The sequence below is a fragment of the Sinomonas notoginsengisoli genome, assembly GCF_021554725.1.
Classification (GTDB): Bacteria; Actinomycetota; Actinomycetes; order Actinomycetales; family Micrococcaceae; genus Sinomonas; species Sinomonas notoginsengisoli.
Genome location: NZ_JAIZDP010000005.1, coordinates 41,515 through 61,136, shown reverse-complemented (window position 1 = coordinate 61,136; position 19,622 = coordinate 41,515). Strand labels below are relative to the sequence as shown.

Here is a 19,622-nt window from a genome sequence, read left to right as displayed (position 1 = left end):
TACCCCGATGCTGGGCGCCGTGACAGTCGTAGGATGGCGGCACCGGGCCCCTGAGGCTCAAGGGCCCGTCGTGTCAGAACGAGGGTGGAACGTGGAACTCGCACAACGGCTGGGAAGACTGGGCACAGAGACTGCCTTCGAAGTGTCGCGCACCGCGGAGCAGTGGGCCGCTGCCGGTCACCGTGTCTATCCGTTCCACCTGGGGGACATCGACCTGCCGACGCCTGCGAACATCGTCCACGCGATGGACGAGGCCATCGGTGCCGGCAAGACAGGCTACTGCCCCGGACCGGGGATTCCCCTCCTGCGCGAGGCTCTCGCCGAGGACATCGGGGCGGCGCGCGGAATGCAGATCAGCCCCGAGCAGGTGACCGTGCACCCCGGTGGCAAGCCCGTCATCACCAAGTTCATCCAAGCCGTCATGGACCCGGGCGACGAGGTGCTCCACCCGAACCCCGGCTACCCCATCTACGAGAGCCAGATCGAGTACTTCGGCGGCGTGGCGCGTCCCTACCGGTACATCCCCACCGGGACGGGCTTCGCGATCGACCTTGATCAGGTCGCCTCGATGATCGGGCCCAAGACCAAGGCCATCGTGTACAACGATCTCCAGAACCCCATCGGGGCCGAATCCACCGCCGAGGAGCGGCGGGCCATTGCCGAACTGGCTCAGCGCCACAACCTGTGGGTGCTCTCCGACGAGGCGTACTTCGAGATGCGCTACTCGGGCACGTCCGAATCGATCGCCGCGCTGCCGGGCATGGCGGAGCGCACGGTCATCCTGTACACGTTCAGCAAGAAGTTCGCCATGACGGGCTGGCGGCTGGGGTGTGCGGTCGCACCCCCGGACGTCTCTGCCGCCATCGCGAAGCTGAACACGAACAACGAGTCCTGCACCACCCATTTTGTCCAGCACGCCGGGGTCGAGGCGCTCCGCGGCGACCAGGCGGGTCCGCGGGCCATCCTCGCCGAGCTTGAGGCGCGCCGCGACGCCGCGGTCGACCTGCTGAACTCGATGCCGGGCGTCACGGTCGCGAAGCCCAACGCAACGTTCTACCTGTTTCCCGACGTCACCGAGGCCATGACGCTCAAGGGCATCAGCGACCTGCCGACGTTCGCCGCCGAGGCGCTGCAGGCCACCGGCGTCTCCTTCTGCACGCGGCTGCACTTCGGCCGGCCACAGCCCGGCGAGGACCGCTCGTACGTGAGGCTCGCCTACTCGGGCCTGCCCGTGGACGACATCCGTGAGGGGCTCGGCCTGCTCCGGTCCTGGCTCGAAGGCTGAGCAGATCCACCGTGGGCTGGCCGGGCGCCGGCCGTCCTGCGCCGCCCGTCACGCGCTGCGTCATGCGGCGGGCGCGGGGGCCGGGGCGAAGATCGCCTCGACCACCTGGTCCGCCCACGCGAGGATCTCACCGTCGATCAGGTCTCGCCCGCCCACGGGCGCGGTCTTGGGCTTGGGGATGAGCACCGCGTTCAGGGCCGGCTTGTACTGGGCTCCCTTGTACATGCGGGTGAGCCGCATCTGCTTGGATTCGGGCAGGTCCGCGGGCGCGAACCGGACCATGGTGCCCTGGAGCGCCACGTCGGTCAGCCCGGCCGCACGGGCCCGGACCCGGAAACGGGCCACGGCCGCGAGGTTCTGCACGGGCGCCGGCGGCTCGCCGTACCGGTCGGTGAGCTCGTCCATGACCTCGGAGATGCCGGCGTCATCCGTCGCGGCGGCGAGCTTGCGGTAGGCCTCGAGGCGGAGCCGCTCGCCCGGTACGTAGTCGTGCGGGAGGTGGGCGTTGACCGGCAGCTCGATCTTCATCTCGGCGACCTTCTCCTCGCCCTCGCCGCGGAAGTCCGCAACGGCCTCCCCCACGAGCCGGATGTACAGGTCGAAGCCCACGCCCTGGATATGGCCGGACTGTTCCCCGCCCAACAGGTTGCCCGCGCCGCGGATCTCGAGGTCCTTGATGGCCAGCTGCATACCGGCGCCGAGCTCGTTGTGGGCGGCCACGGCCTTGAGCCGCTCGAGCGCGACGTCGCCGAGGGGCTTCTCCGCAGGGAACAGGAAGTACGCGTAGGCCCGCTCGCGCCCCCGCCCGACGCGGCCGCGCAGCTGATGCAGCTGGGAGAGCCCGTACTGGTCGGCCCGGTCGATGATCAGGGTGTTCGCGTTGGAGATGTCCAGCCCGGTCTCGATGATCGTGGTGCAGACGAGCACATCGAAGCGCTTCTCCCAGAAGTCCACGATGATCTTCTCGAGCCGGGACTCGGACATCTGCCCGTGGGCAACCTCAACCCGGGCCTCGGGCACGAGCTCGCGGATGGCCGCCGCCTGCTTCTCGATCGAGGAGACGCGGTTGTGCACGAAGAACACCTGGCCCTCGCGCATGAGCTCGCGCCGGATCGCCGCCGAAACCTGCTTGTCGGTGTACGGACCCACGTAGGTCAGGACGGGGTGCCGCTCCTCGGGCGGGGTGGCGAGGGTGGAGGTCTCGCGGATTCCGGTGAGGGACATCTCGAGCGTGCGCGGGATCGGGGTCGCAGACATCGCGAGGACGTCCACGTTGGTCCGCATCTTCTTGAGCTCTTCCTTGTGCTCGACCCCGAACCGCTGCTCCTCGTCGATGACCACGAGGCCGAGGTCCTTGAAGTGGACCTCCTTGGAGAGGAGCCGGTGCGTGCCGATCACCACGTCCACCGAGCCGTTCCTGAGCCCCTCGAGCGTGTCCTTGGCCTCTGCGGCGGTCTGGAACCGGGAGAGCGCCCGGATGCGCACGGGGAAGCCCGAGAACCGCTCGGAGAACGTCTCGAAGTGCTGCTGGGCCAGCAGGGTGGTGGGCACGAGCACGCCTACCTGCTTCCCGTCCTGAACTGCCTTGAAGGCAGCCCGCACGGCGATCTCGGTCTTGCCGTAGCCCACGTCGCCGGACACGAGGCGGTCCATCGGGACCTCGCGCTCCATGTCCGCCTTGACCTCGTTGATGGAGGTGAGCTGGTCCGGCGTCTCGACGTACGGGAAGGCCTCTTCAAGCTCACGCTGCCACGGCGTGTCCGGGCCGAAGGCATGGCCCTTGGACGCCATCCGCGCGGAGTAGAGCCGGATGAGCTCGCCTGCGATCTCCTTGACGGCCTTCTTGGCCTTGGACTTGGTCGACGCCCAGTCGGCGCCGCCCATCTTGGACAGCGCCGGCGTGTCCCCGCCGACGTAGCGTGTGATCTGGTCGAGCTGGTCGGTTGGCACGAAGAGCCTGTCGCCCGGCGCCCCGCGCTTGGCCGGCGCGTACTCGAGGACCATGTACTCACGCGTCGTGTCGGGACCGGCCCCCGCGGCACGGCGCTGCACGAGCTCGACGAACTTGCCGATCCCATGCTGCTCGTGCACCACGAAGTCGCCCGAGTGGAGCGAGAGAGGGTCGACGGCGTTGCGCCGCCGGGAGGGCATCTTCCGCATGTCGCGGGTCCCCGCGGCGCTTGCGCGGCCGAGCAGGTCGGCCTCGGTGAGGAGCCCGAGCCTGAGCCCGTCCAGCACGAACCCGGTGCCGGCCGGCGCCGTCGTGATCTCGATGATGCCCGGTTCGGGGAGCCGCGCGAGGCCGTCCACCCGGCTGCAGGGAATGTCCGCGTCATGGAACAGCTCGGCCAGTCGTTGGGCCGGCCCCGGGCCGTCGGTCGCGACGACGATGCGCCACCCGTCTCGCACCCGTCCCCCGATGAACCCCATCATCTCCGCCACGTCGCCCTGATAGCCCCGTGGCTCGCGTGCGGCGATGGTCACGATGTCGACGTCGAGCACGGTCTCCTCGTCCGCGGCGAGGGGCGTCAGCGACCACCAGGTGACGCCCCGCTGCTGGGCTTCGGACCGCACCTCGCCGAGTGTGGCAAAGCTCGCGTCCTCGAGACGGCCGGCGTGCTCAGCTGTGTCTGTGCCGGTCCCCGCAGCGGCGGCGAGGCCAACGTCGAGAGGTGCCGCGCCGCCGTCGGACGCCGTGGCCCATGCCGCGGCAAGGAACTCCTCGTTGGTCGCCGCGAGGTCGTGGGCGCGGGCCCGCACCTTCTCCGGCTCCACGACGAGGGCCAGGGACCCCTCGGGCAGCTCGCCTATGAAGGGGACCATGCGGTCCACGAGGAGCGGGGCGAGTGACTCCATGCCCTCCACCGCGATCCCGCCGGCAATCTTCTCGAGCATGTCCTCGGCCGCAGGCAGGCGGCCCTTGAGCTTCGCGGCCCGGCTCATGACGGACGGCGTGATGAGCAGCTCGCGGCAGGGCGCCGCCACGAGCGCCGCGGGGTGGTGCACGGCGGGGCCCGTCAGCGAGCGCTGGTCGGCCACGGCGAACCAGCGCATCTGCTCGACCTCGTCGCCGAAGAACTCGACGCGCACGGGGTGGTCCTCGGTGGGTGGGAAGACGTCGATGATGCCGCCGCGGACCGCGAACTCGCCGCGGCGGGTCACCATATCCACGCGCGCGTAGGCCGCGTCGCCGAGCGCATGCACCACGTGGTCGAAGGGCACCTCCTGTCCCACGGCGAGGGACACCGGCTCGAGGTCGCCGAGGCCCGCGACGAGCGGCTGGAGCACGGCACGCACCGGGGCGACGACGACGCGCAGCGGCGACCCCGCGCCGTCGTGAGCCGCTGGGGGGCTTCCCGCGGGCACGGCGGGATACGCGAGCCGGCGCAGGACGGCGAGGCGGCGCCCCACCGTGTCCGACCGCGGCGAGAGCCGCTCGTGCGGCAGGGTCTCCCAGCTCGGGAACAGCGCGACCGAGCCGGCCGGCACGTACGCGCCGAGGGCTGCGACGAGATCCTCGGCCTCCCGCTCGGTTGCTGTCACCGCGAGCACGACGCCGCCCGGTTCCGGGAGTGCCTCGAGCACCTCTGCGACGACGACGGGACGCAGACCGGCGGGTGCGACGACCTGGAGGTCCTGGCTGCGACGGGAGGCGGGCTTGGATGCGTACTCGGTCAGGCGGGACACGCTCGAGTCCTCGCCGACGGCACGCCGAAGGCCGTCGAGGATGGGCGCGCCCCCACGGCTCGCCGGACGCAGGACCTCAACAGGCACTTCTGGCTCCTCATCTCGCGCTGACGCAGATCCTCAGCGCGCAGAAGACAACACGACAACCCCGACACTGGGGCAGTGGCGGGGGCGGTTCAAGCTTAGCCAATGCCGCCGCTCCAGATGTCTGGTTTCGCCCTTGGCATGGAGGGGACAAAACAGCCCACGCACGCTGCCGTGTGGGCGGCGTCATGGCCGTCGCCACGCACCGGCGCGGTGGTGCCGCGTCACGGGCTGCCTGCGGTCCGGCCGGAGCACCCCAGCACCCTAGGATGGTCTTCGGCGCGCGCCCCCGCGTGCCTGCGCCGGAAGCCGCTCTTCCGGACGCCCCAGCCTCCTATGGAAGGACCCCTTTGGCACTGTCAGCCAGCCAGACCCTCAACTTCCCCGTCGACCGCGTTGCCGCGGTGTTCGCCGATGAGGCGTTCCAGCGCCACGTGAGCGAACTCGTGGGCGGCCGCCTCGAGTCATTCACGATCGATGGCGATGTGGCCGGCCCGTTCACCGCGACGGTCGTGCGCCAGCTACCCACCCAGCGCCTGCCCGAGATCGCCCGCAAGGTAGTCGGCGAGTACCTCAACGTCACCCAAACCGAGACGTGGGGCGCTCCCGAGGCCGACGGCTCCCGCCAGGCCGACATCAAGGTCAAGGTCGCCGGTGCCCCGGTCGACGTCGCCGCGGTGCAGCGCCTCGCGGCCGACGGCGCTGCGACCCGCATCGAACTCAACGGCACCGTGAGCTCCGGCGTTCCGCTGCTCGGCGGCAAAATCGCCTCCGCGGCCGAGCCGATGGTGGGCAAGGCCCTCAACCTCCAGGCGACGCAGGCCGAGGCCTGGCTCGCCGGGGAGATCGGCTGATGCAGCTCCCCGTCGCCCTGTCCTGGCTTCTCATCGTGGCCGGCGTATGGAACCTCGTGGTGTGGCCCCAGTTCTTCCGCCGCATCCTGAAGGATCCGCGGGCCAAGGACGAGCAGGGCCGTGCAACACGGTTCTTCACGGTGCACCTGGCGCTCGTGGCGATCTCCATGACCCTCGGGATCGCGGTGGCCGTGGTGGGCGTCAGGACGCTCTTCTCCTGAGCCGCGGCCTCTTCAGGAGGCCCGTCAGGGGGCCGTTCCGGGGCGGGGGACGCCCGGGACGTGCCGGTGGCGAACAGGCGCCCCGGCCCTGCATGGTGCGGGGGCCGGGGCGCTCTGCTGTCCGTGCGCCCTGTCGTAGTTCCGCCCCACAGCCTGCGTGGCCCGGTAGAGTGGGACTCAGGTGTGCCGGGAAGCCTGGTCGGCGTGGACTTTGTCCGCCCCAGAGGAACCCCGACCGAAACGGACCCTTCCATGAACAAGCGCCCCGCGCGGCGTCGTCCGCCCACTCCCACGCTGAAGCGGGGAAGCTACCCGGAGTACCGCCGGATTGCGGAGATCCTGCGCAAGGAGACCGTGGGCGGGGCCCTGCTCCTGATCGCCACCATCGCCGCGCTCGTGTGGGCGAACTCGCCTGCCCGCAATGCGTACGCCGCACTGCGGGACACCCCGCTCGGGTACTCGCCCTGGAACCTCGACCTCAGCATCGGAGACTGGGCGGCGGACGGTCTGCTCGCGCTCTTCTTCTTCGTGGCGGGGCTCGAGCTCAAACGCGAGTTCGTCGCCGGTGACCTGCGGCGACCGTCCACCGCCCTCGTGCCGATCGTGGCCGCCTTCGGGGGCGTCGCGGTGCCTGCCCTGATCTACACCTCGGTCGGCCTCGCCACGGGGTCGGACGGCCTTCGCGGCTGGGCGATCCCGACGGCCACCGACATCGCGTTTGCCCTTGCCGTCCTGGCCGTCATCAGCACCCATCTGCCGGCCGCGCTCCGGACCTTCCTGCTGACCCTGGCCGTGGTGGACGACCTCATCGCGATCGCCATCATCGCGTTCGTCTACTCATCGCACCTCGAGCCCGTGTACCTGGTCCTTGCACTGCTTCCGCTCGCCGGGTTCGGCGTCCTCGTCCAGCTCCGCATCCGGGCCTGGTACCTGCTCGTGCCACTCGCCCTGGTCACGTGGGCGCTCGTGCACGCCTCAGGCGTCCACGCCACCGTGTCCGGGGTGCTCCTCGCCTTCAGTGTGCCCGTGCTGCGCAGCGCCAAGAATGGCGGGCCCGACGCCGGGCCCGGCCTTGCCGAGCACTTCGAGCACCGGCTCCGTCCGCTCTCAGCTGGGTTCGCGGTGCCCGTCTTCGCATTCTTCTCAGCGGGCGTGGCGCTCGGCGGCTGGGACGGCGTGGCCTCGGCGCTGCGCGATCCCGTGGCGGTGGGGGTTGCCGCGGCGCTCGTGATCGGCAAGGCCGTGGGCGTCTTCGCCTCAACGTGGCTCGTGACCGCGAGCCGCCATGCGGACCTCGACCCTGCCCTCGCCTGGGTGGACGTGGCGGGGCTGGCCCTCCTGGCCGGCGTCGGGTTCACCGTCTCGCTGCTCATCGCCGAATTGTCCTTCGGCCCCTCCTCGGCGCACGGCGAGCACGCCAAGGCCGCGATCCTCGCCGGCTCCCTGACAGCGGCGCTGCTCGCCGCCGTCGTGCTTCGTCTCCGCAATCGCCACTACAGGCGGGTCGAGGCAGAGGAAGGGGTCGACGCCGACGGCGACGGGGTGCCGGATGCGTTCCAGCGCGGGGACCGGGAGTAGGGTCACCGCGGAACAGTCAATCTGGATCGGGGTCAGGCACTCGCCTGCCGCGCCGCATCCTCCGCAGCCACCCAGGCGATCATCGCGCACTTGACTCGGGCAACATAGCGAGACACTCCCTCGAAGGCCGCCGCGTCACCGAGTACCTCAGGGTCTGCGGCCACGGCCCCCCGGGAGCGGAGCATCTCCCGAAAGGCATCGACCAACTCGGCGAACTCCGCCACCGTCAGCCCCTCGGCCATGTCATGGAGCACCGAGGCGGACGCCATGGAGATCGAGCAGCCCTGCCCGTCCCAGCGGATACGACGCACGACGCCGTCACTCACCTCGACGCGGACCGTCACCTCATCGCCGCACACCGGATTCAGCTGGTGCGACTGGCCCTCGTGGCCGCCGGGCTCGCCGTCGAGGCCAGCACCGTGGCGGGCCTTCGCGTGCTCCAGGATGATCTGCTGGTAGAGGGAATCGAGGCTCATCGGGCAACTCCGAAGTAGCCGCGGACCTCGCCGAGGGCACCCAGGAAGGCTTCGACCTCCGCGGTCGTGGTGTACAGGTAGGCGCTAGCCCGGGTAGACGCGGTCAGGCCGAGGCGCCGGTGGAGCGGCTGGGCGCAGTGGTGGCCCACGCGGACGGCGATGCCAGCATTGTCGAGGTATTGGCCGACGTCGTGAGCGTGGACGCCCTCGACGTCGAACGCGGTCAAGCCGATCCGGCCCGAGCCGTGCCACTCCTCCCCCGGCTGTGGGCCCAGGAGGCGAACCCCCTGAATCCCGGCCACGCCCTCAGCCAGCCGGGCGCCTAGGCCGGCTTCCCATGCGTGGACGCGCTCGACGCCGATTTGGGACAGGTAGTCGACGGCCGCTGCGAATGCGACCGCCTGGGAGATGCGCTGGGTTCCTGCCTCGAAGCGCTGCGGCGCGGGAAGGTACTCGGCGCGCTCCATTGTCACCGTGGTGATCATGGACCCCCCGACGAGGAACGGGGGAAGCGCGTCCAGGAGCTCACGGCGGCCGTACAGAGCGCCGATCCCCGTGGGCGCAAGCATCTTGTGGCCGGAGAATGCCGCGAAATCCACGTCGAGTGCTTTCAGGTCCAACGGCATGTGCGGCGCGGACTGGCACGCGTCGAGGACCGTGAGCGCTCCGACACGGCGGGCCAGGGCAACGAGCTCCTCGACCGGCGCGACCGAGCCGAGCACGTTGGATGCGTGCGCGAACGCGAGCACCCTGGTCCGCGGGCCGATGAGGCGCTCAGCCTCGTCCATCCGGAGCCGCCCGTCGTCGTCGACCGGAATCCACCTGAGCGTCGCGCCGGTGCGGAAGGCGAGCTCCTGCCAGGGAATGAGGTTGGCATGGTGCTCGAGCTCCGTCACTACGATCTCGTCCCCGGGTCCGAGCGCGAGCGCGCGCATCGAGTCGCCGCCGCGGCCACGCTCGGCCCAGGCCGTTGCCGTGCCAAGGGCGTACGCGACGAGGTTGATGGCCTCGGTGGCGTTGGAGGTCCAGACGATCTCGTCAGGGGAAGCGCCCACGAACTGTGCCACCGACACCCGGGCGTCCTCGTACGCGTCCGTCGCCCGGACGGCGAGCTCGTGGGCACCGCGGTGCACTGCTGCGTTGCGGTGCTCGTAGAACTCCTGCTCGGCCTCGAGCACTGTCCTGGGATGCTGGCTTGTGGCCCCCGAATCGAGGTACACGAGCGGTTTGCCGTGGACGGTCGTCTCCAGCACAGGGAAGTCGTTGCGGATGCGGGCAACCTCGGCGTCGTCCAGCGCGGGCTGGGAGTGCACGAGGGTCGACGGCGTCTTGACAAGGGCCACGGGCCGGGCTCCTTCGGTGGAACGGAGCTGCTTTCGCAGGCATAGATGAATTAGGGCACGCTGGCGTGCCGCAATACATTGTCCCACGCCCAGCAGGAATCCCGTTCCGGGGCGCCACCACCGGGGCCGGGCGACGAGAAGACTTCCCCAAGATGGGCCGACGGCGGCTGGGGGGAGGAACCTTGGTCTCGGGGAGGTTCCGACGCCGCCGGCCCAGTTCTTGGGAGGGGTGGCTTCGAGCAGTCTCCCGCTCGGCCACACTTCAACTGTCGCGCCGCCTGTCGCCCGCCGCATCCGTAGCCACTACTCGTATTTGGTAGCCTGCGTGGCCCCCGACTACTTGGTCGCGCTAGGGGTGTACTCAGTTTTGGCAGCGGTGTTCATCGCCCCGGGCTCGCGCTGCGGCCTCGTCCCATGGCAGAGGTCAGCTGCTCGCGGCTCGTCACATCAAGTTTCGAGTAGGCGCGGTACAGATGGCCCTCCACGGTCCGCACGGAGACCGTCAGGCGGTCTGCGATCTCCCGGTCACTGAGCCCAGCCACCGCCAATGCGACAATCTCGCGCTCGCGCCGCGTGAGCCGTCTCGTGTCAGGCGGCACCGAGGCCGGCCCCTCATCGCCAAGGATGGCATCGCACTCCGTCTTCCTCGCCCAGGCAGCGCGCGCCTCAGCGCGGCGCAGCGCCCGGTCCATGGCCCTGGAGGCGTCCGCGAAGCACTCCCGCGCGTAGCGCACCGCGCCACCATTCCACAATGCCTCGCCGGCTTCCAGCAGCACTTCCGGTGTGCCATCCACGAGCGCCGACGCCGTGAGCGCCGCCGTCTCCGCCCAGCTGCCTTCAATGTGGCGCGCCACATCCAGCAGCCGGTCGAGACGATCCCTGCGGCCAGCCTCGAGCCACAGCAGCTCTCCCTGCAGCTGAAGATCGAGCCGATCGCCACCTGAGAACGTCTCCAAGGTCGCCTTGAGGCTCCTCCCCTCGGCCCCTCGATCTGCCAGGCCCGCAGGGGCCGTGCCAGGCGCCGCAGGGGTGAAGCGGTCAGACTCCAGAGGGGCGACGGCGTCGCGCACGACCTGCCGCACCGCGCCATCGAGCGCGTCCCTGGCCGCTGCCGCAAAGAGGTCTGCGAGGGGGCCGAGCACGGTGACCCTGACGTCCGCGTGGTCCACCACCTGGCCCAGGAGGCTGCGTGCCGTCTCATGCTTCCCGAGGCGGGCCCCAGCGTACGCCGCACCAGCAGCGGCAAACGGGAGGACCTGCTGTGGGTCACGCTCCCGCAGGGCGTCGACGGCGGGGGCCAGCGTCAGGAGGGCTTCCCGGAAGCGGCCCCGCCGCAGCAGGCCCAGTCCCCGCACGGTCTCGGCAACGGCGCCGTCCGAGACGAGCCCTGCGTTCGAGGCGATGAGGAAGCGCTGCACGTCCTCCTCCGCGGCGTCCCATTCCCCCGCAGCGAGGTCCGCCATGAGGAGCCGCGCGGCCGCGACTGCCTGCACGTAGGGGGTGAGCGCGTTCTGTTCAACCGCTCGTGCGAGCGAGCCTCGGAGGGCCGATCGTGCCTTCCGGGGGCGCCCAGAGCCGATGAGCAGCTCAGCCTCGACGGATCGCACGATGACCTCGCCGACCGCTTCTTCGTCCTCCGTCGTTGGCTCCGGCGAACCATCGTCGAACGTCAGGGGCGCGCGCGGGCTCGCTCGCCAGCGGGCAAGTCCGGAGGCTACCCGTGCGGCGTCGTCGGTGAGGGAGTCGACAACAAGGCCGAGGATGTCCGTGACCGGGGAGGTGGGGAGCGCGTCGATGTCCTTGCGGATCGCCGCCGGTGGGTGGTTCAGGGCCGTACGGGCCGCAATCCACACGAGCGCACTCGTCAGGCTCGGGCGCAGCACACCGTCGCGCCCCGCGACTGGCCTGAGCAGCGCGACCGCCTCTGCGTACTGGCCCCGGCTGTGGGCAACCTGCCCGAGCACCTCCTTCGCCGCGAGCCGAGCCCGAGGGTCTTGGACCGCTCCCGCCGCCCGCACTGCGAGCGCATTCTCGAAGAGCCGCAGCGCGAGGCGGGCCGCGGCCAGGAGCGTCGCGTCCTCCATGGGGAAGCCGCAGTCCAGAGCCCAGGTGACGGCCCGGAGGAGTCCTTGGGCAGTGGAGGTCTGGTGGGCCATGTAGGCCGTGGCGTGCTGCCGGAGCGCGAGCGAGGTGGTGAGCGGTATGAGCGAGAGGAGGGCGTCGCCGTAGACCGGGTGGCGCAGGCGGAGGACCCCGTCAGGGCCCTCGGGAGGGCGGACCAGGCGGGTCGCGACAAGCCGTCTGATCGCCTCGGCGCCGCACGCCCGCTCGATGAGTTCGAACGGTGCAGGCTCAGCGACGACAATGAGGCTCAGCGCCTCCCGCTCGGCCGCCGAGAGACGCGCGAGCTGGGCCCTGGCGAGGCCCAGCAGACCCGCCCCGCGGTGCGGGAGCTCGCCCGTGATGATCCAGGTGCTCCCCCGCAGCGAGAGCGAACCGGCGCGGCGCGCCTCGTCGACGAGACGCCCGAGGACGAGCGGATTGCCCTCGGACTCCTGCCAGAACAGCCTGGGAACGGAGGGCAGGACTCGTCCGCCTACTGCTGACTCGATGAAGTCCCACACCTGGTCCACGGTCAATGGGGACAGGTCAACGCGCTCAACCCCGCCGTCGAGCCACAGCTCCATGAGCGGCCGGGGCAGCGCGGCCCCGCTGGGAGATGCCACGAGCGCCTTGGTCCACCGGGCCGAGACGAGTTCCGCGACGACCTCGCTCGAGGCCGGGTCCAGCTCGTGCGCGTCGTCGATCGCGAGCAGGAGATCCGACTTCCGGTCGTGGCGAAGCTCCTCGACCGCGCGCCAGAACGCCCTGAGCACCTCGACCCGGGATCCCGCCTCTTCCGGCGGGAGGCCGCCCAGGAATGGCGCGAGGACGCCGTAGGGGACCTTCGCGAGGGCGGGGCTGCCGTGCAGCCTGAGCGGCTCCATCGCAGTCGCGAGCTGCTGGCATGCACCGTCGAGGAGCGCGGACTTGCCCACGCCCATCTCACCCAGGACCAGCACCGCGGCAGTGCCGGGCCGCTGGATGAGCTCGACGACCCTGCCCGTGTCAGGGGGCAGCGCCGGGCCGCGGGCCTCTTCGCTCACGGGCGGACCTCTCGGCCGCCGTTCATACGAGCCCCGCCAGCTCGCTCCGGGTCGAGACCGACAGCTTGGCGAACACCTGGTAGAGGTGGCCCTCTACCGTGCGCACGGACAGGCCCAGGTCCTCGGCGATGCGTCGGTTCGAGGTTCCGGTCGCCGCCAAGGCGGCGACCTCCCTCTCGCGCTGGGTGAGAACGGGCGGTGCGTGGCTCGGCGCCACGGGCAGGACGGGGACGCGACCCGCCAAGGCATCGAGGCGCGCCTGCATGAGGCGGACCATCATGGCATCACCGGCCTCGCGCGCACGGTCCAAGGCCACGGCTGCACAGCGGGATTCGAGGGCGTCGAGTTCGAGGCCGGCCGCAAGGTCAGCCGCCGCGATGAGGTCCTCGAGGCTGCCCGTCCGTGTGCCCCGTGCAAGGAGCCCTCCGAGCTCGGCCAACTGTCCCTGCCGATGCCCGCACACCTCTTCGAGGAGGCGAAGGTCCTCGGAGTGTCCCTCGACCGTGGCACCCACGAGCTTGATCCCCGCTTGTGCCCATCGACCGTGCGCGATGTCGCCGCGGGCCGAGGCGATGAGGCGGGCCGCCGCGTGGGGGTCCCCGATCCAGCGTCTGGCCATGTCGGAGCAGAACTCGATATAGGAGCGGGTCTGGTAGCTGCTGGCACCCGACCATCCCTCGAGCCTATCAAGCCACATCCGGGCCGAGGCGGCGTCGCCAGTCTGCGCGAAGGCGAACGCGGTCGCCGCATACGCCGGGCCGAGGGCGCTCACGGCGGGATTGTTCTCGAGCAGCGCCGTGGCTGCAAGCAAGGGCCCGAGGGCGTCGCGGCCGCGGCCCGCGTACACATAGGCGAGGCCGACCGCCAACTCGACGGACGCCCCGTTCGTCCTCAGCCGCTCGAGGGACCACTGTGGCGTCCCTTTGAGGAGTGCAAGCGACTGGCGCCAATGGCCGTTGTACAGCAGCACCGTGAACGCTCGCGAGGCGAACGCCTGGCGGACGTGGTGGGAGCCATGGCGCTGGCTCATCTGTGCCGCGATCTCATGCATGAGGGCCAGGCCGTCCTGTTCCCTGCCGAGCACCGTACGGGCCTCCATGAGGATGCATGCGGTCCGCAGGCGGATCTCCTCGTCGACACCCCCGCCCTCGTCCACCATGGCCTCGAGGCGATCGATGATTCGGCGGAAGTCCCCCACGAACGCCGAGTGCTCGAACTCGGCCAAGTCGAGCCGGGCCGCGGCATTGCGGTGCTCGGCCTCCGGCACCGCGCCCGTTCCGGCCCGCATGAGGAGTTCACCGCGGGCGTCTTCGAGGAGAGCCCGGGCCTCATCGTCCTTGTCCGGAAGCCAGCGCATGGCCTCCGCTCGCGTCGCGACGAATTCGGCGACGGCCGAGGGGCTCTGTGCTTCGAGGTCCGCCTTGCTGACCTGCTCCAGACATGCGAGGGCCTGGTGGGGAAGCTGGAGCCCGAGAAGGGCCCGTGCGCGCAGCCGTTGGACCGTAGGCCAGGTGTGCGGATCCCGTTCAACGCCATCGAGGCACTCGAGTGCGAAGTCCGCATCGTGCAGTCGCAGGGACGCAGTCGCCGCCGCGATGGCGTGGGACGCGGGAAGGGTCGCATGGCATTCGCGGGACCACGCCGCCAAGCCGAGGAGCTCGAGGGTCGTCATCACCTCAAGGGGCGGCTCGCCGTCGCCCATCAGGAGGGCCCGCAGCTCACGGCGGCGGGGAACGGAGAGCCAGCCGCGCACAACGTCGCCGAGCAGGGGATCTGTGAGCGAGACCGAATGACGGCCGCCGTCCTCGAGCGTGATGAGGCCTTCGCGCTCCATCTGGGCCAGATCCTCGTGGGGGAACACCGCTGCAAGCAGGGCCAGTGGGATGCGCCGGGCGCACGCGAGAGCCTCGATGATCACCTGGACGCCGGCGGGCTGGCGCTCGATACGCGCCCGCACGAGGTCGTCGATCTGGCGGATGCCGCTCAGGTCAGCGCCAGCGTCGAGCATCCAGACTCCCGCGGAGACAGTCAGCGTCTCCCTCTGCAGCAGCTCGGAGACAGCCAGGAGTGCCACCTGCGGATTGCCCCGGGACATCGCGTGGAGCTGGAGTCCGACTGTCTGCGGGACGATTCCGCCCAGCAGCTCCCTGAGCCCCCTGACCATCTCCTCAGGCTCCAGCGCGGCGAGGGGCACTTCCTGGAGGCGCTCCTCCGCGAGCATCCAGTGGAAGTCCGCGGGCAGGTCGCTCGCGCGGTCCGCGACGATCACGAGCTTCGCCGTGCCTGTGACCATGACGTTCACGAGGGTTGCCGTGCTCAGCTCGTCGAGGTTGTTCGAGGTCTCCAACGAGAGCACGGCCGGGCGGGACCCGGCGTCGGCTGCGAGCAGCTGCAGTATGCCCCGCATGATGGTGCCCGGGTCGTCCTGCGCATCCTCGGGCAGCCGGGCGAGCAGGACCGCGAGCGCCCCGTACGGCGTCTCGGTCCCTACGATCGTGCTGCGCAGGCGTACCGTGTGCACGGCGCCCTCAAGGTCGTTCAGCAGTGCGGAAGCCACGGCGGACTTGCCGAAGCTGGCATCCCCGGTGATCACCACACCATACGTCGCCGGCTCGGCCAGGACCTTCCCGGCCGCCGCGATCTCCTTCGCCCGGACCACGCGTGCCCACGCCAGCCTGTCGCCGACGCGCGCCTGCGCATCATGGACAAGCTGCCCGGTCCGGGGCATGCCCACTCGCATCCTCATATAACCTCCGCCCCCATGCGTCGGCACGTCCCCCCTGAGGACGTTGTTGGAAGACACGATACCGCCCGCTGCACGCGAACTGGCAGGACCGAAGGTCACATTCGCGCAAGGTCAACGCTCCGTGACTACGCCTTGGCCGGATGGAACTTCTGCTGGGCGGCGGGGAGGCCCTCCCGCGCGAGCGTCTCGACTGCGTCGGCTGCCTCGTCGATGAGGAACGGCAGGTCCTTCTTCTCAGCGGTGCCGAAGTCGCGGAGCACGAAGTCCGCGGCATCCATGCGGCCGGGCGGCCGGCCCACGCCGACGCGCACCCGGAGGTAGTCCTTGGTGGCGAGGGCCTTGGAAATGTCCCGCAGGCCGTTGTGGCCACCCTCTCCCCCGCCGAGCTTGAGGCGGACGGTGTTGAAGGGGATGTCCAGCTCGTCGTGCACCGCGACGAGTCGCGCCGGGTCGATCCCGTAGTACTTCGCGAGCGCGGAGGTCGGACCACCGGAGACGTTCATGTAGGTGAGGGGCTTGGCGAGCACGGCGCGCGGCCCGCCGGGCCAGAGCCTGCCCTCGAGCACGACGGCGCGTGCTCCCTTGTGCGCGGCGAACTTGCCGCCCATGCGCGACGCCAGCTCGTCGAGCACCATCTGCCCCACATTGTGGCGGTTGCCGCTGTACTCAGCTCCCGGATTGCCGAGTCCCACGATGAGCCAGGCGTCGGTCATGGATGCACTCCTCGAAGATGCGTCAGGACAGGGAGAGGCGGCCCGCCCCCGGGAGGATGGGCCGCCTCACGCGCTACACCGTAGCGGGACTACTCTGAGGCAGCTTCCTCGGCAGGGGCCTCGGCGCCCTCCTCCGGCTCAGCCTCGGCGGCCTCCTCCTCGGCCACGTCGACGGCCTCGGAGACGTTAACCACGAGGGTCTCAGGGTCGGTCAGGAGCGTGACGCCCCGCGGGAGCACGATGTCCGCGGCGTGGACGTGCTGCCCGGCCTCGTGGCCCTCGACGCTGACCTCGAGCGCGGTCGGCAGGTGCGTGGCCTCGGCCTCAACGGAGACGGTGACGGCCTCCTGGTTGGCGACGAAGCCGGGGGCGACCTCGCCCGTGACGTGGACCGGGACGTCGACCGAGACCTTCTCGCCGCGCCGGACGGTGAGGAGGTCGATGTGCTCGATCGTCTGGCGGACCGCGTTGCGCTGGACGTCCTTCACGATGGCGAGGTGCTCCTCGCCTGCAATGTCGAGCGTGAGGAGAGCGTTGGCTACGCGGAGGGCGAGGGTCGTCTCGCGGCCCGGGAGGGCCACGTGGAGGGGGTCGGCGCCGTGGCCGTAGATGACTGCGGGGATCTTGCCGGCAACCCGCGTGCGGCGGGCGTAGCCCTTGCCGAACTCGGTGCGGACGTCGGCTGCGAGCTTCTCGCTCATGGTGTCTCCTTCGGTGACGGATGCATTGGCGCGAGGTCTGTGTGACCTCCAGCGGCAAGCCCGTGGGGCACCCGAGGAGTCCTCAGACCCAGTCGATCACGGAGCGCATGCGGATGCGCTCCCTCGCCAAGGTTCGCCGCCCATCCTACCAGCTGTCTCAGCATGCCCTCTGCATGCGGCGGGTGGCAGCGCACGACGGCGCCGTCCCCACCTTGGCGGGGACAGCGCCGTCGTGCTTGGTTCCTGCTCCGGCGCGATCAGCTGCGGCCGTCGAAGAGGCTCGTGACCGAGCCGTCGTCGAAGACCTCGTGGATGGCGCGCGCGATCAGCGGGGCAATCGAGAGCACGGTCAACGTCTCGAAGCGCTTCTCCGCGGGGATCGGAAGCGTGTTGGTCACGACGACCTCGCGCGCCCCGCACTCGGCGAGCCGCTGGGTGGCGGGGTCGGAGAAGACCGCGTGGGTCGCGGCGATGATCACCGAACGGGCGCCGGCATTCTCGAGAACGGAGACGGCGCCGGAGATCGTGCCGCCGGTGTCGATCATGTCGTCGATGAGCACGCAGTCGCGCCCCTCGATCTGGCCGACAACCGTCTTGGAGACGGCCGAGTTGGGAACGTTGACATCCCGCATCTTGTGGACGAACGCGAGCGGGGCCCCGCCGAGGCGCTCGGCCCACTGCTCGGCGACGCGCACGCGGCCCGTGTCCGGCGAGACGACCGTGACCTTGCCGAGCTCCACCCGGGTCCGGACATAGTCGGCGAGCAGGGGGATCGCCATGAGGTGGTCCACCGGTCCGTCGAAGAAGCCCTGGATCTGCGCGGTGTGCAAGTCCACGCTCATGAGGCGGTCTGCACCGGCCGTCTTGTAGAGGTCCGCCATGAGGCGGGCCGAGATGGGCTCGCGGCCGCGGTGCTTCTTGTCCTGGCGGGCGTAGGGGTAGAACGGCGAGACGACGGTGATCCGCTTCGCGCTCGCGCGCTTGAGCGAATCGATCATGATGAGCTGCTCCATGATCCAGTTGTTGATCGGCGCGGGGTGCGCCTGGATCACGAAGGCGTCTGCGCCGCGGACGCTCTCCTCGAAGCGGACGTACGTCTCTCCGTTGGCGAAGTCGTACGCCGAGGTCGGCAGGAGCTCGGTGCCGAGCTCTTTGGCGATCTCCTGCGCGAGCTCCGGGTGTGCGCGCCCGGAGGCGAGCACCAGGCGCTTCTCGCCATGGGCCGTGATCTCGGTCATCTACTTGCCTTCTTCGTTCTCAGTGGGGGTTGCGACGGAGGGGGAATCGGCGGCGCGCGACCGTGCGGCTGCTGCGGCTTGGGCGGATGGGGATCCCGCCCGGTTCGCCTCGGTCCAGCCCTCCGCGTTGCGCTGCGGGGCCACCGAGAGGGAGAGCGCCCCGGCAGGCACATCCTTGCGCACGATTGCTCCGGCCGCGGTGTACGCGCCGTCGCCCACGGTCACGGGGGCCACGAATACGGTGTTCGAGCCGGTGCGCACGTGGGCGCCGATCACGGTGCGGTGCTTGTCGACACCGTCGTAGTTCGCGGTGATGTTGCCGCAGCCGATGTTCGCGCCCTCGCCGATCTCCGCGTCGCCGGCATACCCGAGGTGCGAGAGCTTCGCCCCGCGCCCGATCACGGCGTTCTTGGTCTCGTAGAATGCGCCGATCTTGCCCTCGGGCCCGAGCTTCGTGCCAGGCCGCAGGTAGGTGAAGGGACCCACCGTTGCACCAGCACCGATCTCCGCCCGCGTGCCGTCGGTGCGCTTGACCGTGGCGCCCTCGCCGACCGTGCAGTCGGTGAGCGTCGTGTCGGGACCGATGACGGCCTCCCGCTGCACTGAGGTGGCGCCGTGCAACTGGGTGTTGGGCTTGAGCGTGACGTCCTCGGCGAGCGTGACCGTCGCATCGATCCACGTCGTGGCCGGGTCGACTACCGTGACGCCGGCACGCATCCACGCCTCGACAGTACGGCGGTTGTGCTCGGCCGCGAGGGCCTGGAGCTGCACGCGGTCATTGGCGCCTTCGACCTGCCATCGGTCGGTCGTCGCGAGGGCGGCGACGCGTCCGCCGGCCGCGCGGGCGATGGCCAGCACGTCGGTCAGGTACTTCTCGCCCTGGGCGTTCTCGGTGGTTACCTGCTTGAGCGCGTCGCGGAGCATGGCGGCGTCGAACGCGTAGATGCCGGAGTTGACCTCGTGGATTGCACGCTCGTCCGCGGAGGCGTCCTTGTGCTCGCGGATTCCCGCGACAGTGCCGTCTGCCTCGCGCAGGATCCGCCCGTAGCCGGTCGCATCCTCGAGAACCGCGGTGAGGACGGTCGCCGCGTTGCCGCCGGCCTCGTGCTCGGCGACGAGCTCGGCCAGAAGTGCAGCCGTCAGGAGAGGGACGTCGCCGTAGGTCACCACGACGGTTCCCTCGAGCGCGCCGCCCTCGCCAGCCTGGCCGGCTTCCAGCGTGTCGAGGGCCTCGAGGGCCGCCTCGACCGCGCGTCCCGTCCCGGGCACCTCATCCTGGTCGACGATGATCACGCCGGGATCGTGGGCGGTGATGTGCTCGGCCACCAGGTCGCGCTCATGCCGGACGACGGCGGCAAGCCTCTCAGGGCCCAGGCCCCGCGCGGCGTCGAGCGCGTGGGCGACCATCGACCGCCCCCCGAGCGGATGGAGGATCTTGGGAGTCCGGGACTTCATGCGTGTCCCGGCGCCGGCGGCGAGGACGATGACGGCGGCCGGGCCGTGGTGCGCGGAATGCGGCGGGGACGGCTCCGTGCGCGGCTTGGCCAGGT

Annotated in this window: 13 protein-coding genes; 4 read left to right on the top strand and 9 right to left on the bottom strand. The window is 70.5% G+C overall.

The window, feature by feature from the left end; translation table 11 throughout:
* Positions 1-91: 91 nt before the first annotated feature.
* A complete protein-coding gene (locus tag LF262_RS10245; protein ID WP_235780224.1) occupies positions 92-1,285 on the top strand; it encodes a pyridoxal phosphate-dependent aminotransferase in 1,194 nt (397 codons plus the stop codon).
* A gap of 60 nt (positions 1,286-1,345) precedes the next feature.
* Here LF262_RS10245 and mfd read toward each other — a convergent pair whose 3' ends face one another.
* Positions 1,346-4,972: a transcription-repair coupling factor gene (gene mfd / locus LF262_RS10240; RefSeq protein ID WP_372462767.1), complete on the bottom strand. Its 3,627-nt coding sequence runs from the start codon at positions 4,970-4,972 to the stop codon at positions 1,346-1,348.
* A gap of 434 nt (positions 4,973-5,406) precedes the next feature.
* On the opposite strand from mfd, the gene LF262_RS10235 reads away from it, so the two are divergent.
* The 3 genes from LF262_RS10235 to nhaA all read left to right on the top strand — a co-directional run bounded on the left by LF262_RS10235 (position 5,407) and on the right by nhaA (position 7,709).
* Positions 5,407-5,910 carry a DUF2505 domain-containing protein gene (locus tag LF262_RS10235; protein WP_235780222.1) on the top strand — a complete coding sequence of 168 codons (504 nt, stop codon included), beginning with the start codon at positions 5,407-5,409 and terminating at the stop codon, positions 5,908-5,910.
* On the top strand, positions 5,910-6,131 hold the full coding sequence (locus LF262_RS10230; protein ID WP_235780221.1) for an SCO4848 family membrane protein: 222 nt from the start codon (positions 5,910-5,912) through the stop codon (positions 6,129-6,131). Before LF262_RS10235 ends, LF262_RS10230 begins: the two co-directional genes overlap by 1 nt.
* 252 nt (positions 6,132-6,383) lie before the next feature.
* Positions 6,384-7,709 carry a Na+/H+ antiporter NhaA gene (gene nhaA, locus LF262_RS10225; protein ID WP_235780220.1) on the top strand — a complete coding sequence of 442 codons (1,326 nt, stop codon included), beginning with the start codon at positions 6,384-6,386 and terminating at the stop codon, positions 7,707-7,709.
* Between the two features lie 32 nt (positions 7,710-7,741).
* Here the strand turns inward: nhaA and sufU are convergent, their stop codons facing one another.
* The 8 genes from sufU to glmU form a co-directional block, all read right to left on the bottom strand.
* Positions 7,742-8,185 (bottom strand): Fe-S cluster assembly sulfur transfer protein SufU, encoded by a 444-nt coding sequence (gene sufU, locus LF262_RS10220; protein ID WP_235780219.1) that lies wholly within the window; start codon positions 8,183-8,185, stop codon positions 7,742-7,744.
* The gene (locus LF262_RS10215; protein ID WP_235780218.1) at positions 8,182-9,528 is read right to left on the bottom strand and encodes an aminotransferase class V-fold PLP-dependent enzyme; all 1,347 of its coding nucleotides are present in this window, start codon (positions 9,526-9,528) and stop codon (positions 8,182-8,184) included. The genes sufU and LF262_RS10215 overlap by 4 nt, the downstream gene beginning before the upstream one ends.
* A gap of 380 nt (positions 9,529-9,908) precedes the next feature.
* Positions 9,909-12,674: a helix-turn-helix transcriptional regulator gene (locus LF262_RS10210; protein ID WP_235780217.1), complete on the bottom strand. Its 2,766-nt coding sequence runs from the start codon at positions 12,672-12,674 to the stop codon at positions 9,909-9,911.
* Between the two features lie 22 nt (positions 12,675-12,696).
* Positions 12,697-15,402 (bottom strand): helix-turn-helix transcriptional regulator, encoded by a 2,706-nt coding sequence (locus LF262_RS10205; RefSeq protein WP_235780216.1) that lies wholly within the window; start codon positions 15,400-15,402, stop codon positions 12,697-12,699.
* Between the two features lie 143 nt (positions 15,403-15,545).
* Positions 15,546-16,133, bottom strand: coding sequence for an aminoacyl-tRNA hydrolase (gene pth / locus LF262_RS10200; RefSeq protein ID WP_235780215.1), 588 nt, complete (start codon positions 16,131-16,133; stop codon positions 15,546-15,548).
* An 89-nt stretch (positions 16,134-16,222) separates the two neighbouring features.
* A complete protein-coding gene (locus LF262_RS10195) occupies positions 16,223-16,834 on the bottom strand; it encodes a 50S ribosomal protein L25/general stress protein Ctc (protein ID WP_235780214.1) in 612 nt (203 codons plus the stop codon).
* A gap of 257 nt (positions 16,835-17,091) precedes the next feature.
* A complete protein-coding gene (locus tag LF262_RS10190; RefSeq protein ID WP_235780213.1) occupies positions 17,092-18,072 on the bottom strand; it encodes a ribose-phosphate diphosphokinase in 981 nt (326 codons plus the stop codon).
* On the bottom strand, positions 18,073-19,620 hold the full coding sequence (gene glmU, locus LF262_RS10185; RefSeq protein WP_268933782.1) for a bifunctional UDP-N-acetylglucosamine diphosphorylase/glucosamine-1-phosphate N-acetyltransferase GlmU: 1,548 nt from the start codon (positions 19,618-19,620) through the stop codon (positions 18,073-18,075). It lies immediately after the preceding gene.
* Positions 19,621-19,622 lie beyond the last annotated feature (2 nt).